Annotated in this window: 11 protein-coding genes; 3 read left to right on the forward strand and 8 right to left on the reverse strand. The window is 37.1% G+C overall.

Annotated features, from left to right (window positions below; genetic code table 11):
* Positions 1-885: 885 nt before the first annotated feature.
* Together QNJ50_RS26200 and QNJ50_RS26205 are read right to left on the reverse strand one after the other, a co-directional pair.
* Positions 886-1,068, reverse strand: a complete 183-nt coding sequence (locus tag QNJ50_RS26200; RefSeq protein WP_300641451.1) for a hypothetical protein — start codon at positions 1,066-1,068, stop codon at positions 886-888.
* Positions 1,069-1,526: 458 nt separating this feature from the next.
* Positions 1,527-3,242 carry a protelomerase family protein gene (locus QNJ50_RS26205; RefSeq protein WP_300641453.1) on the reverse strand — a complete coding sequence of 572 codons (1,716 nt, stop codon included), beginning with the start codon at positions 3,240-3,242 and terminating at the stop codon, positions 1,527-1,529.
* Between the two features lie 88 nt (positions 3,243-3,330).
* Between QNJ50_RS26205 and QNJ50_RS26210 the strand changes: the two genes are divergently transcribed.
* The 3 genes from QNJ50_RS26210 to QNJ50_RS26220 all read left to right on the forward strand — a co-directional run bounded on the left by QNJ50_RS26210 (position 3,331) and on the right by QNJ50_RS26220 (position 7,208).
* Positions 3,331-4,890, forward strand: coding sequence for an AAA-like domain-containing protein (locus QNJ50_RS26210; RefSeq protein ID WP_300641455.1), 1,560 nt, complete (start codon positions 3,331-3,333; stop codon positions 4,888-4,890).
* Between the two features lie 777 nt (positions 4,891-5,667).
* Positions 5,668-6,750, forward strand: a complete 1,083-nt coding sequence (locus tag QNJ50_RS26215) for a formylglycine-generating enzyme family protein (protein WP_300641457.1) — start codon at positions 5,668-5,670, stop codon at positions 6,748-6,750.
* Between the two features lie 284 nt (positions 6,751-7,034).
* Entirely contained in the window at positions 7,035-7,208 is a 174-nt protein-coding gene (locus QNJ50_RS26220; protein ID WP_300641459.1) for a hypothetical protein, read from the forward strand.
* A 38-nt stretch (positions 7,209-7,246) separates the two neighbouring features.
* Here QNJ50_RS26220 and QNJ50_RS26225 read toward each other — a convergent pair whose 3' ends face one another.
* From QNJ50_RS26225 to QNJ50_RS26250, 6 genes are all read right to left on the reverse strand, one after another.
* A complete protein-coding gene (locus QNJ50_RS26225) occupies positions 7,247-10,840 on the reverse strand; it encodes a WD40 repeat domain-containing protein (protein WP_300641461.1) in 3,594 nt (1,197 codons plus the stop codon).
* 37 nt (positions 10,841-10,877) lie between these two features.
* Positions 10,878-11,267, reverse strand: coding sequence for a hypothetical protein (locus tag QNJ50_RS26230; RefSeq protein WP_300641463.1), 390 nt, complete (start codon positions 11,265-11,267; stop codon positions 10,878-10,880).
* A gap of 403 nt (positions 11,268-11,670) precedes the next feature.
* The gene (locus QNJ50_RS26235; RefSeq protein ID WP_300641465.1) at positions 11,671-12,207 is read right to left on the reverse strand and encodes a hypothetical protein; all 537 of its coding nucleotides are present in this window, start codon (positions 12,205-12,207) and stop codon (positions 11,671-11,673) included.
* Between the two features lie 200 nt (positions 12,208-12,407).
* Positions 12,408-12,665 (reverse strand): hypothetical protein, encoded by a 258-nt coding sequence (locus QNJ50_RS26240; protein ID WP_300641467.1) that lies wholly within the window; start codon positions 12,663-12,665, stop codon positions 12,408-12,410.
* 51 nt (positions 12,666-12,716) lie between these two features.
* Entirely contained in the window at positions 12,717-13,343 is a 627-nt protein-coding gene (locus tag QNJ50_RS26245) for a hypothetical protein (RefSeq protein ID WP_300641469.1), read from the reverse strand.
* 930 nt (positions 13,344-14,273) lie between these two features.
* Positions 14,274-14,925, reverse strand: a 652-nt coding sequence (locus tag QNJ50_RS26250) for a hypothetical protein (protein WP_300641471.1), incomplete at its 5' end; no start/stop codon positions are given.

Raw genomic sequence — 14,925 nt, forward strand, 5'->3', positions numbered from 1 at the left:
GATAGTCCAATACTTTACTCATTAAATGTTTAAATTATATTCCAAATATCACTTTAACATAAAGGACACAGTTATTTTACTCTATCCATCAAATAGCTGTATATCACCTAAACACAGTTTAACCGTGTCAATTACAGGACACAGTTAATTGATTGTTTTAGAATGCTTTTAAGACACAAACCTCAATCAACATCAACTTCATTGAAGCAGAGAATAGCTTAGCACAGAAAGCTCAAAAAGACGCTTTCAAGCTCACAAAATTATTTGCTCATTATTTCCATGAATATGGTATTATGTATTTGTAGAAATATGTGCGTCAATAACTATTTCTTTTTATTTATATTCCCTCTCAATCTGTAGAAAAAACCTACACTCAAAATCTTAATAATCTCCTTAATTATAAAAGTTGTCCATCTCATCTGAGCAAACCGTGTCTTTATCTGAAATGGACACAGTTTATATTCTTATTCTTATTATTTCTGCTCTTCCCTTCTATCCTCACTTCTAGGAAATAATACCCCATAATAATCATGGGGTAAACAGCAAATTTCTCTTGTTATACTGAAAATATTTTAACCCAAGACTTTACATCTATTAGATATATTTTTTATATTTTCATTGAACATCTTATCCTTATAAACACATTTTAATTTAAAACTGCTTCAGAAGTACTAAGAAGCTGAATTTTTTTTGACTCCCTTGCAGTAAGCTAACTATCCATTAAATAAAGATGTGTCCCTACCGAGTCCAAATTCTAAGTCCAACTTTTGCTGCTTCAGGTTATCCTCGCTAAAAAAAGTTCATTTGGGTCCTCTCCTGTGCAACCCCAAAAATCATCATCCATCCAACAAACTGATCAAAAATACTTTTATATCTCACTTTATATTACCGAGAACAACCTCGAACATGAGACCTTATTGTTGTTAAAACCGCTAATTCTAATATCTCACCACTATCTATCTTCTTTAATGTTTTTTCTACAATATCAATTACTTCCGGTGTATTGTTGATCCCTGCATTACGAATTATATGGCAAATTTCTTGGATTATCTTATAATTATCCTGCATATAAATCTACCTCACAAATATTATCTATCTACTTTTACTTACCTATCATCATGTAAAACTTACTTCTAAGCCCTCCCTAACCTCTATAAGTCTCATATAACTCTAAAATTGTTTAAATGAGTAAAATATAGTATATCATCCCTGTCAAGTTCTTATTTTTATTCACTTTAATTCACCAGCTTCCGGAAAATTTTCCTCTCCTTCCCACTGTGTGTTTAGACCCGTGCCTAAACCCGTTCATCACAACGCGCGCAATGCATCCAAATAATGTAAACGCGTCAACAAATATCCATGCTGCGTGTCCATTTAGCGCCCTATTTAATGTTATTTTCAATACTCATAAATACTTTTTTAAGTATTTATATGCAGAAAACGCCGGCTTTTTATTTATGATTAATGAATATAAATATACATGTATGCAAACTTGCACTTAACACACAAAGCTGGCTTGCAGTTCACTAATCTATTTTAATTATTTCTCTGATATTTCCTTTTCCCCGGTTCTGCTGCAAAGAAAAACCTGCCATTTCGTTATAACCTATTACAGGTCTCAACCTGCCTTCCTTATCTTGCTCAAATCGAACCCCTAATTCTTCTATCCCTTCTTCTGACCTTAAATAACTATCTACTACCGCTGTACGACAGTTTGTTAAATCTTTGATTGCTCTTACATTTATTGCCCACTGGCTCCTTTTATCACCACCACACTTTAAATTATGTTCTTTCAGTGCTGCTACTGCCCGTCTTATCTTCTCATCACTGCTCCCAGATACCTTTGTTCCTTTCAACTCATCAAACGTCATTGTTTCAAGGTCTTTTATACAAGGTTTTTTCTTCTCACGACCCATCGGTGCTCTCACTTCTGTCACTAATTCCCCTGACTCATACTTTTTACCAATTTCTGCTAAACGAATCAATTCCTCCATCCTACTTGTTATATCTGGGTAAGGAAGGAAACTTTCATCATCCAGTTTTTCTCGTACGGAGGCCGTTACAACAATTATTTCCGCCAGTTCTTCTCTAGACGACTGCACTTCTTCTCCTATCCTTTCTACCCATGCACCACGAGTTAAAGGTTTACCATCACTGTCTACTACCTGATAATCCTCATAATTAGAAGCTGTTGCATCTGAAGTATGTCCCAGACGATCGCTTATAAAAGAACTCGTGCTTTGTTTCCAAGGACAAAATAGATAGATCGCGATCGCACTATAGGATGCACGCAAATTCTTGGTTGATAACTGTAATTCTCCCACCGGAGGCTCAATTATTCCAGAAAATACTTCTACTACCACACGATTAATACTGTTATTACAACCACTATCAACTTGAGCTAGTGTTTTATCTTCCAATTCTTTTATCTCAGGCATCCCACGCAACCGCAATAACCCATCACATACCTTGTAAGATTCCACCAAAGTAAATGTTGCATAACCATTTCTTTCTTTATCTTTACTTTTTAGCTGCCCAATAAACTCTATTTCAAATTGCCCTAACTGCCTAAATTCACCACTTTTTAATATCTCACCCGCACGTCTACCCGTCGCCGCCATTAAACCCACTGCCACCGATTTCCAATCTTCTGAAGATAATAACTTTTCTATTGCCCTTTGATATTCATCCACATTCCTTATATTTACTAAGTTCCGTCTTTGAGCTTGCTTCTTCTCTTCTGTTGGAGCCATGCGCTTGTGGTGGAACTCACTATCAAAGTTCATTACAAGTAAAGCTAAGTGCTGATACACCTCACCATCTTTCGTTACCTGAAAATAACTATTACTCTCATCTAGAATTATGTCTTCCTGCCACAGCTTAATTGCATTTCTCACCTGTGACAGGTTATTCGCTGCAGAGTTCATCCAAGACGTTTCTTGCAACTCTTTACCCCGCTTTTTTGCCCTTAATTCAGAACGCACCTTAATTTCTTCGATATATTTCTTTTTGTAATCCTCACAGCAAGACTTTATCTCCTCCTTCCCCATATCAGATATTTCATCTAACTTTCTCAAAAACCCACCTGTCCATTCTTGCAACCAAGCTGTTCTTACCGTTGGATTTACATATTTTTGATAAGCTTCATTCATTAAAACTACCCCCGCATACATCAAACCCTTTTCACTACTAAAATAACATAACTGTGTCCTAAATAAACTACCATCAAAAATAAAGGACACGAATCATACAGTTCACCGAAATCAAAAAATCTTATCTCATCTCCAAAATCGTCTAAACTCTTAGTATTCCCTTATCTGTACACATCAAATGCCCCGTTGGTTTAACATCGCTGGTCCTTGCCAAGCTGACATCCACTACATGCTGTCGCCTACTAGTCGATTGCCAGATCTTCAACCCTTGATATCTCAACGCAGTTATTTTGTCGTTCACGCTCCACGACAAACCGGCAAAACTACCGCTATGCTCGCACTCGCTAAACAAATAACCCAAAGAAACCACTACGCTGCTGTTATGGTCTCTGTTGAAGTCGGAAGTGCATTTAACAATGATCCTGCTACCGCTGAACTTGCTATTTTAGGCACTTGGTACGATACTATTGCCATACGATTACCTGATGAATTGCAACCACCTATCCTAACTCAACGTCAAAAGGAAGAACCAGGACGCAGAATTAGAGCTTTTTTCCAAGCTTGGGCAAGAACCTCACCTAAGCCTTTAGTCATATTTATCGATGAAATTGATTCTTTACAAAACCAAACTCTAATCTCCGTTTTACGACAGTTACGCGATGGTTTTCCCAATCGTCCAGAAAATTTCCCCTCATCTATGGGATTAGTCGGCTTACGCGATGTCCGCGATTACAAGGTTGCATCCGGTGGTAGTGACAGATTAAATACAGCTAGCCCTTTTAATATTAAAGTTAGTTCCATTACTCTGAGAAACTTCAATCCCACTGAAGTTCAAGAATTATATCAACAGCATACTCTAGATACTGGACAAATTTTTACCCCAGAAGCTACTATCACCGCCTTCGAATTAAGTCAAGGACAACCTTGGTTAGTTAATGCTCTTGCCAAAGGAATTGTTGAAAAACTCGTTACAGATAGAACCATTCCCATTACCAAACAACATATTTTACAACAAGCGCAAATATTAATTACTCATCAAAATACTCATCTTGATTCTCTTCCCGAAAAGCTCACTGAACAACGGGTAAAAACTATTATCGAACCTATATTATCTGGACAAGCATTAGGTCATACCACTGCTGACGACCGCCAATATTTAATCGATTTAGGACTATTGCGACGCGACCCCGCAGGGGGACTGATAATTGCTAACTCCATTTACCGCGAAGTTATTCCCCGTATTTTAGTTCAAGATACACAAGACAGCTTACCCCATATTACTCCCACTTGGTTAACTCCTACGGGTGAATTAGACAAAGATGCCTTATTACAAGCTTTTATCAAGTTTTGGCGACAACATGGAGAACCACTATTAAGTACTACTACTTATCACGAAATTGCACCCCACATCGTATTAATGGCTTTCTTACATCGTGTTGTCAACGGTGGTGGTTCCTTAGAACGGGAATATGCCATTGGTAGCGACAGGATGGATCTATGCTTAAAATATAAAACCGTTACGTTAGGAATCGAACTCAAGGTATGGCGCGAAAAGAAGCGTGACCCCCAAGCAGAAGGAATCGAACAATTAGAATCATATTTGGCCCGTTTGGATGTAAATGAAGGTTGGTTATTTGTCTTTGATAGACGCAAAAGTGCCCCACCAATTGAAGAACGTTTATCTACACAAGTTCTTACCACACCTAATAACCGTGATATTACCGTTATTCGTGCTTGAGGGTTCTTCACCCCTGGATATAAAACATGAACCGGCATTCATTGCCCAGCTTTAGGGAGAAACAATAAAAGCAATCCCGATAAAAAAAATTACAACACCATACATCCTTCGTGGTGTAGTTCTTTTCTGTTCCCTGTTTCCTGTTCCCTGCTCCCTGCTCCCTGCTCCCTGCTCCCTGCTCCCTGCTCGGTGCTCCCTGCATTCTTCACATCATGGACACAGTTACTACTAATTCACTGAAACCCTTATATTACGGGACTTTAGACACTCCATTCCACAAAACCTGATTTTCTTGTACAACACGCACAAAACGCAAACATATTTTAGATCACAAATCAATTCACCAAAATCTGACAAGAACCCAAACAATCTGTTAACGACGACGAACAAAAAGTTAATCGACAACACTATTCACAGCAACAAACCTAAAAGCTAGATAACTCAATGGCCTGCATTACCACCCTGGGAAGTCACTGAGGCTTGAGCGGCTTGATGGGAAACTATCGCGGGCCGTTCTTAGGGGAGAAAAGTACGGTAACGTATCTTTTCTTACCCGACGACATTTGTTGTGCCGATCGCTAAAATTACTTCACAAAAAGCTGACAAGGACTTGCCAAGACTCCAATTATTAAGAAAAATGCAAACAAAGGATAACTTGTTGCTATACGCAGTAAGATACCACTTTATTGTAAAAATTATCAAAGTGTATTTGACACAATAAATGCAATAACAAAGTTGAAGAGAACATCTAGAAAATAGGTTGAAGTAGGGGGAAAATTGCGGCGGGAAATACTGAAAACTTTGGGCTGGTTGGGAGCAGGAGTAGGTTTAAGTGTAGTAGGGGGAAGATTACTGCAAGGTAGATCGAATCAGGGAAACTTACCACAACAAACAAATTCAACACTAACACCAACGCCAACGCCAACGTCAACACCAACTTCAACCTCAACATCAACACCATTACTACAAACTTTTAATTTTGAAACTATCAGCGTCAATTCACAAGGAAAAATTAGTAGTAGGAGAAACTTAAAAACACGATATTTTACTGAAGATTTGGGTAACGGTGTAAGCCTAGAAATGGTAGAAATACCAGGTGATTCTTTGAAAATAGGTTCAACTGCTGAAGATTTGGGTGGCGTTGTAATTCTAGGCCGTTCTTTAAAAACTACTGACGATAAATGGTCCCGCGGTAATGAACATCCACAACATGAAGTTAGAGTGGGTTCATTCTTTATGGGAAAATACCAAGTAACTCAAGCCCAATGGAAAAAGGTAGCTAATTTACCTCAGGTTAAAAGAGAATTAAAAGCAAAGCCATCTAATTTTAAAGGTGATAACCGACCAGTAGAAAATATATCTTGGAATGATGCAGTAGAATTTTGCTCACGACTTTCCAAACATACAGGTCGAGAATATCGCCTACCGAGTGAAGCAGAATGGGAATATGCTTGTCGTGCAGGGACGACTACTGCATTTCATTTTGGAGAAACAATTACTGATGATTTAGCAAATTATGATGCTAGTGATGTTTACGCAAATGAACCCAAAGGACAATACCGTAAAGAAACTACTCCAGTAGGACAATTTCCAGCAAATGCTTTTGGTTTGTATGATATGCATGGCAATGTTTGGGAATGGTGTCTTGATGATTGGCATGAAGATTATGAAGGAGCACCTACAGACGGTAGTGCCTGGATAAATAACAAGAATGATAACCATTTTTTTCACATAATGAAAATGCGGCGCGGTGGTTCGTGGCTCAGCACTTTTTATAACTGCCGTTCCGCATGTCGTTCATCCAGCAGTTCCGTTTTCCGCTACGACCACATTGGTTTCCGGGTTGTGTTACAAAAATAGACTCATCCAAAATATTAATATAACTATAAAAAAATTGGTAGGCAGGAAAATTAGTACTCCACTATTTTGATGAAAAATGTCTATAGTTTCCAACTATATCCAAAAATATCCTCAAAGAACAAAACCACTTTTAGGCATCAGTCATAAACAATATCAAGGGCTTTTAACTCAAAGTCGGCCTGCTTTGAGAGCTTTTTATCTACGTTTACGCTCTCGCTTGGGTACACCCAAAGCGATAACCGCTACTGTTCACAAGCTAGCACGTATGTTCTATCTTCTATCATATGTGGACAACTACTGGGCAATATTTTGACCCTGGCATGGATTATTACGAGCAAAAATATCAAGAGCAAATCCTAAAAAATCTCAAGAAAAAAGCTCATTCTTTTGGTCTTGAACTTTTGCCAATTTCCCAAGATACACAAAATGCTCCCTCTACTCAAACCCTTGTAACATAAGCCTTACACCAAGTGTTTCTTCAGAGAGGGTTAATTATTTAACTCCTGCTAACACTATCGCACAGATGCTTATCCTCTTCATTATCAGGAGGATTTATTTTGAAATAATCACGCATAAACCTACACCCTTCCTCAAGGGAATAATCAAAACTCCACTTCCACAAAAACACCACATTACTGTTGTATTCAGGGACAAAAGCAATTAACTTTCCGTCTGGGCTAAATCTGATGACATGTATGTGTTTACGCATATAGAAGGTTTTGACTTCTTGACCAGTGGTAGCATCCCAAATTTTCACTGTTTTATCCTCACCAGGAGCAGCAATAAGTTTACTATCTGGGCTAAAGCTAATGCTTCTGATATAAGATCCAGTAGAGATTTTAATTTCTTGACCAGTGGTAGTATCCCACAATTTCACTATCATCTTAGCAGTAGAACTATCACCCAAAGAAGCAATAAGTTTGCCATCTGGACTGAAGGTGATGTGTGTAATTTCAAAGTCATGTTCAGTGAGAGAGGGAGTTTTGATTGGTTTGTCAATATCGACATGCCACAATCTCACCTTTTTCTGGTTATACTGAGAAGCAAGAAGCTTGCCATAAGGACTGAAGCTGATATTTCCAGGACGATCAAAGAATTTCCACCCCCATTTGCTTCTTTCATACGCCTTGAGGTTTTTGATTAATTTTAAAGTCCTAACATTCCACAGTTTTATTGCCTTACCATCAGCAAAAGCCAGAATTTTACTATCTGAACTGAAGCTAACACTTGAAAATGAATTTCGAATAAAAGTTTTTATTTCTTTACCAGTAGTAGTATCCCATAGTTTAACTGTATCATCAAGACTAGCAGAAGCAAGAAACTTGCCATTAGGGCTAAAAACTATATTATAAACTAATTCTTTATGCCCAGTAAGAGTTTTGCTTAGTTTACCAGTACTGGTATTCCATAATTTTACTGTACTATCACGACTGCCAGAAGCCAAAAGTTTGGCATCTGGGCTAAAGCTAATATCATAAATACTGGATGTATGCCCAGTAACAATCTTAATTTCTTTGGTAATGTTATCCCACAGTCTTATCACCCCACGACTATCAGCAAAGGCAAAAATCTTACTATCGGGGCTGAAACTGATACTTTCAACTTGATACTCGACTAAGGTTTTGATTTTTTTACCAGTTTTGACATCCCAGAGTGTTACTGTATTGTCACCAAAAGAAGCTAAAATATTGCCATCTGAACTCAAACTGATACTTTTAACAGACTTATACAAGGTAAGAGTTTTGATTTGCTTACCAGTTTTGACATTCCAGAGTGTTGCTATATTGTCACCAACAGAAGCTAAAATATTGCCATCTGAACTCAAACTTGAAATATCTCTACCTATATAGTCATTAATAAGAGTTTTGATTTCTTTGCCTGTATCAACATTCCAACGTTTCACCACCTTCCTACCGACAGAATTTAGAATCTTGCCGTCTGGGCTAAAGCTTACACCATAAATCCAGTCATTCTTTGTATGCCCAGAAAGAGTTTTGATTAGTTTACCAGTACTAATATTCCACAATTTAACTGTACTATCACGACTGGCAGAAGCGAGAAGTTTGCCATCTGGACTGAAGCTAACCGCATGAATAAAATCTGTATGTCCAAAAAAAGTTTTGATTTGCTTACCAGTCTTGGCATTCCAAAGTTTCACTGTATTATCAAAACTGGCAGAAGCAAGTAGCTTGCCATCTTGATTGAAACTAATGAAATTAACGATACCTGCATGTCCTCCCAAAACATTAGGTGTGGCAACATTATTAACTGTATTTAATAGTGTCAGCTTTACTTGAGTGTTAATACCAGGATACAACCAGAGTCTGTTCTGCATTTTAATAGCAGCTTTTATACTTAATTCAAGAGCTTTTATGCTCGATTCAAAAGCTGTTCGTCTTCTCAGTCTATCTAAATTTAAAAACCTATCAGAACTTTCCCGTTTATCTAAGTTTAAAAGCCTATCAGAACTTTGAAGCAAGGAATGAATTTCACTAATTTCAGTATTAATCCAGCGACCTGCTAACCCTACTAAACCCAAAATTAACAACAAAATCCCTGCCAATCCAAAAAAAGCAATCAATCTTGCTAGTGAACGTCGAATAAGTTCCCAATCTCGCTGTATTACACTAGCCTCAATAAAAAATTGCTCCTCTTCGCTAAGATCCTCTTGATGCTGTTTAAGCTTCTCTTGTGCATCCGCCAAGATTACGCCCCGCAACAATACTTCTTTATCTTGATTAGAGTGCATCCATTGATACACGGAAATACGTAATTTTTCTTGCCAAACCCGAAAGCTACGGTGTATGTTCATCCATTGTCGAAACTTGTCCCAATTAAGAATCAGTGCTTCATGGACAACTTCTACTGTCTCTTGACCAATAGCGTTGCGACTAGTCACCACTAATCGTGCATCCGCTAAATCTTTTACTAAAGACCATTTATTATTACCTAATTCCACTTTTGTTGATGGTCGGCGTGTATCTTGTGTACCTTCACCGGGATACACTAATTGGATAAAAATTTGCTGTACTTGTTTCTGCTCAATAGAGTTCAATTTATAATAATACTTATCTGCATGGCGAGCGAGGGCATCTTTTACCCCACCCATATCCTCATAAGCTGAATGAGTTATTTTTTTACCCATTCGCTTTTCCCATAACCCCGTTAAAGTAAATTCTAATAAAGCTAAATTCCCTGGCTCATCTTCTAAATCATCTAATACACGTTCAACAAGTCCTACTTCAAAAGTTACCCCCAACTTCTGGGCAGGTTTTTCAATTACCTGCAAAAGTTCATCACGCCTCATCGACCTGATAAGCTTCATATTAGTTTTCAATATATCTGCGAAAGGTGGATATAAGAGAGCATTTCCCAAAAAATCCGCCCGCATCGTTGCAATTAGCACATCATCATACTGGGAATGACAAGGAGAAGGTTGAAAGCTAGCTAATAAAGTATCTAGGAAACTACGACGAACTTTTTGATCCACGCATAAAGTGTAAATTTCTTCAAATTGATCCGCAATTAACAATATCCTTAATTTAGGATGATTTTGGTGAATTTGGGCAAAAACATCAGCAAGAAAAATATTACCCTCACTAAAATAAGAAGCTAACTGACGAGCTTGATTTATCTGTTCAGTAGCATTCAAGTTTGGAGTATAAAGAGGAACTAACGCTGAGGCCAGACCATAAAAAGGGTCTGAACCAGGACGAAAATGAGCAAATAACCAGTTACCTGATTGTTGTAGTTTTGGCACAAGTCCTGCTAATACCACCGAAGATTTACCACTTCCCGACGCACCCAATACAGATATAAAGTTATGGGTTTTAGTTGCAACGAACAGTTCTTCTATAAGTTCCTCACGTCCAAAGAAAAACTCCGCGTCATCAGGACCAAAGTGAAACAAACCGCGATAAGGGCATGGGATTTTTTCATTATTCGTAGTTACCGTAGATTCAGCAGGTACTATCTTAGGGTCTTGAAGATAATAATAGTTGGCAATATAAATTGCAGCTCTTCCAGTTCCTGAGGTAACAGCATATTCAGCACCTGTAATTGCTTGTTTAATGTCAGGTTGATCAGACATCGCAGATTAAAATCTTTTTACAAATTGAACTAAATTTCTATTCATCTTCCGATATTAAATTTTCATTGATATTACTTATACTTGCTGTACTAGTACCAGAAGTAGCAGCATATTTGACATTGCTAATAGTCTGATTAATCACTTTCTCCCCTTCTGGATGTCTTTTAAGCTTTCCAAGTAAACTTTGAGCTAACTGGACAATTTCCAGATCATCGTTAGCCTTAGCAGCTTCAACTTCCTCTTGAACCATAGCTTTTCTAGCTTCAGACTGGGGCTTTACTTCTAACTTGTTAACAGCCTCTACTAAATCACTTTTTTCACCAAATTTCTTTTTTAATAAAGTTTTGAGAGTTGAGTAACTATCTTTAATAGCGCTGCTACTAACAGCAGCAATTGCTGCCACAATTGCTGTAGTAATTGGATCCATAACTATAACGTAATGTTTTAAACTGCATCTTAGAAAATTTTATATACCTAATATTGCAGATAACGTATTGGTTATTCCAGATTTTAAAGTGGTTATCTTAGAGCAAGCCAATACACTATCCTATATTTGGTTGTGCATCCAAGAAGTGTGGGATAGGTCATTAGGTCATCCCAATTCCAAGGCGCAGTGGCTAATCCGGCTCTCATAGCAGTGTTATTTTCCTTCTCTATTCTCACTGTCTTTGTTATAAGCGGGTTTGAAGCTCCTATTCCACCTTTCTCCTCTTATGTGGATAAACATCCAAATATCCGGCAGCGTTAACGGTCAAACACACCCTCAGCGCGTCCAAACACAAAGTACAGAGTCACTGTAGATACACGCTAAAATTATTTGTCCCAAAGGCTTACTTCAAACGTAAAAGTTTATCAGCAGCTTTATTAGCTGCCAATCTTTTTTCTTCTTCTATAAAAATCTCAGCTAATATTTCTCCATTCCTGGTACGCTCAATAACTTCAACCAACCATTCATCCTTATCTCCAAGATTGTTATAAAAATCATCAGTAGTCAAAGCTGATTGATAATAAAAACGACCATCTATACCACTACCAGAATCATTTTTTACCAAATCAAACAAAGTCATAAAATTCCAACCTCTGAGAACATGATCGTCAACATGCTTTTCAGGGTCACGATACTCCATAAGTGAAATATGGGATAATAATTCTTGAGTATTACCCATTTCTTCCACTACATCTGGAATTGTATTAAATTCTAACTGCAGCCTAGGTTTTCCCTTCTTCAGAAAAGGCAAGTAATAAATAGTAATGATTGCACCTTTTAATTTTGCTGATGAAAATTCTTCTACTGCTTTCTTATACAGTTCATTAAACTGATTTGAATCATATTTTTTTATCTTATAAAGTCTACCCTTTTTCATCACAAACAATTTTTACGTTTGTTAACTTATAAATTCTAACCTAAAATATTACTCACAATTAAGTACATAGACATAAAAAACCGTTCCATACACAAAGTTAACTATCAGATACAAAGGTAAAAATTAATGCTCTTTTCCCGGATAGAGATATCAATCAAAATGCAAGCAATAACATCACTAAATTTACAAAACTATTGAAAATTCTATTTCATAGAAGTTAATAACACACAATTTTTCAAATCAAATTCTCGATTTATCTCGTAAGTCTTATCTCGGAAAACTCTTAAAAGATTTCCTAAGTTTTGTGCATTGTTCATTGCATCCAAATATTCACTATTTGGCGCTACAGTTTTTATTACCTTTTCAAAATATAATTTGATTGATATTTTATTATTTTCAATCTTCAACAATTCTTTGATTGAAAATTCTATTGTTTCGTTTGAACAAATTATTTTAATCATTTCTCAAGTAAGCAGCTTAAGTTCTCACCAATGGAATCAAATAAAATTGATTCATTCCTCGTCTAAATTAGCTAGAAAAAATGTGGCTGGCGCTTCATCATTGATTTGTGAAATTGGAGAATAAGTCAAGATGGGAAAGTTGTTTATGGATGCTTGTTTGGCTGATTCTTGGACTAAATTACCAATCCAACTACCTACATAATCTCCTAAAGCCATTTTTACTTGACGCTCACAATCTACTGCTTTAACCCAAAAAAATGTACACAATTCCGACAGTTCATAGTCATCATAAATAAACAGCACACCCTGTTGATTTCTAAGTTCATTTTTTAACCGCTCTAAATTTACTTGATTCCTCATCAATGGCTTGAGATAAGCTCTCCTTCCATAGGAATAAGATTTGTAACAAAAACCTATTACTGCATCTCTCAAATACTCAAAATTTAGATGTATAAAATCTGGGTTAATTCCTTGAAAATTACAATCAATTATTGTTAAGTCATAATCCGTTAATGATTCAATTGTCAACGGCAGCTTTTTAAGCTGAATGTCACCCGTGTGAGTTATCTGTGGTTTTTTTCTGGGCCTTACACCACCCAGACCATAATTAGGATTTAATTTTCTTCTGCGCTTCGCTTCACCCATCAGAGTATCCATTCCTTTTACAGCTAATTGCATAAAGCAATTGTGTTTCAATAACTAGTAGCAATTGTCGCTATCATCCCCAGGTGCCCATCCATAATTAGAAAAATCTTCCATTCCAATCATGTCCAGCTACTCTATAGTACTTATGTTATAGTATTCTCCAAATTATCTTCATCCTCTGTTTCATCATCAAAAATTTTATCTACAGAATCCATGCTTGATCCATATAGCTTGATATAACACACCTGCGTCTACACCTCTTATAAGTAATTATTTAGAAAAACATTGGTTTTAAAAACAAATTAATTCCCCAATATACATTTAGGTCGGATTAACCGAAGTCAGAAATATGAACAGGCCGCGCCTACTGCGAGCAGAACAGCCCGTTAGCAAAGCTTGACGTAGTCTCAGGGCGCGGTAACCTGGAGACTTTAAGCAGAGCAATCATATCTGGCTAATAGTTCCTTGAATATGTCTTGTTCAACTCATAAGAATCCCAATTTCCACATACAAATGGTCGCGCTGTACTAATGCCTTTCTTAACTTTCACTGGCTTCTTTAAAACATCCGCAGAAACAGGAACCAAATCATAAACTTCTAAAACCAAATAATTATTGTTGTCTATTATTTTCCCGATGACCCTAAAATCTTTACCAGAAGGGAGTTTCCAAGATTTTTGATCATTTTTCCGATGACCCTCTAAAGCTTATTCTTTCGTTAGCCACCAAAATGGAAGACGCACGGCATGCGCCTTGAACTCTTCTGTAGACGTTATTCAAGGGTAGACGCTATATAAACAGTTATTTTAATAATTAATATATATAGGGTATAGACGCATTTTTGACAGACACAACAAAGCAGACGTTTTCAGATCTACAAAAATATCATCTTGCGCCGTTACCAAATAATATTTAATTTATTACCAGTAGTTTAAACAATTAGAAAATAAGCTTATTACTTCTCTTACACAGCTACTGCCATGCATTCATAGATATAGTTGGTTTGCTCAGCAGTAAATTGTCCAACCATATGGTCAAACAATGTCCTGTCTGTAAGATCTAAATCTCTCGCTGCTATTCCTACTGTTTCTGGGTCAGTCCAGTATTCGGCGATCGTCTCCATCCAAGGAGTAAGCTTACTGTTGAGTACTGATTGTGGAATATTCTCCATTTCTTGCTCTTGTACTAACCTTTGTTCTTCTAATGCCTTGGCTGCTTCCATCTCTTCAGAAAGTTTCTTGCTCCTTAGCTCCAAATCTCTAGCTTCCCATTGCTGGAAAATTTCTTCTCTGCCGTCGTCAAGGGGAATTGCAAAACCATTACGATCCATCACGGGCTTACCATCAATCTTCAGACAGTCAGCTACTGGCGCACCGTAAATGTATACACGCTTGTTCTTTCTACCATCACCTTTTCTTTTTAGTCGAGGCATTTTTAAACCAAGTCGTTGTAAAATTCCTTGTACCAATTGGATCGGTGCTTCACATCTTTTAAAGTCTAACCCTATGGTTGCCAATGTCCATTGGTTCTGTTTGGCAAAGTTGAATATTTCTAAGATTGTGGGATGATTCTCATGGAATATTTGACCTGGTTCCCAAAGCTTTTTAATTCCTAGG

This window comes from Mastigocoleus sp. MO_188.B34 (genome assembly GCF_030065675.1).
GTDB lineage: Bacteria > Cyanobacteriota > Cyanobacteriia > Cyanobacteriales > Nostocaceae > Mastigocoleus.

Bases quoted from the DNA above. Each gene is read 5' to 3' on its own strand.
- QNJ50_RS26200 (WP_300641451.1), bottom strand. From the start codon at position 1,068: ATGCAGGATAATTATAAGATAATCCAAGAAATTTGCCATATAATTCGT.
- QNJ50_RS26210 (WP_300641455.1), top strand. From the start codon at position 3,331: ATGCCCCGTTGGTTTAACATCGCTGGTCCTTGCCAAGCTGACATCCAC.
- QNJ50_RS26220 (WP_300641459.1), top strand. From the start codon at position 7,035: ATGTGGACAACTACTGGGCAATATTTTGACCCTGGCATGGATTATTAC.
- QNJ50_RS26225 (WP_300641461.1), bottom strand. From the start codon at position 10,840: ATGTCTGATCAACCTGACATTAAACAAGCAATTACAGGTGCTGAATAT.
- QNJ50_RS26230 (WP_300641463.1), bottom strand. From the start codon at position 11,267: ATGGATCCAATTACTACAGCAATTGTGGCAGCAATTGCTGCTGTTAGT.
- QNJ50_RS26240 (WP_300641467.1), bottom strand. From the start codon at position 12,665: ATGATTAAAATAATTTGTTCAAACGAAACAATAGAATTTTCAATCAAA.
- QNJ50_RS26245 (WP_300641469.1), bottom strand. From the start codon at position 13,343: ATGCAATTAGCTGTAAAAGGAATGGATACTCTGATGGGTGAAGCGAAG.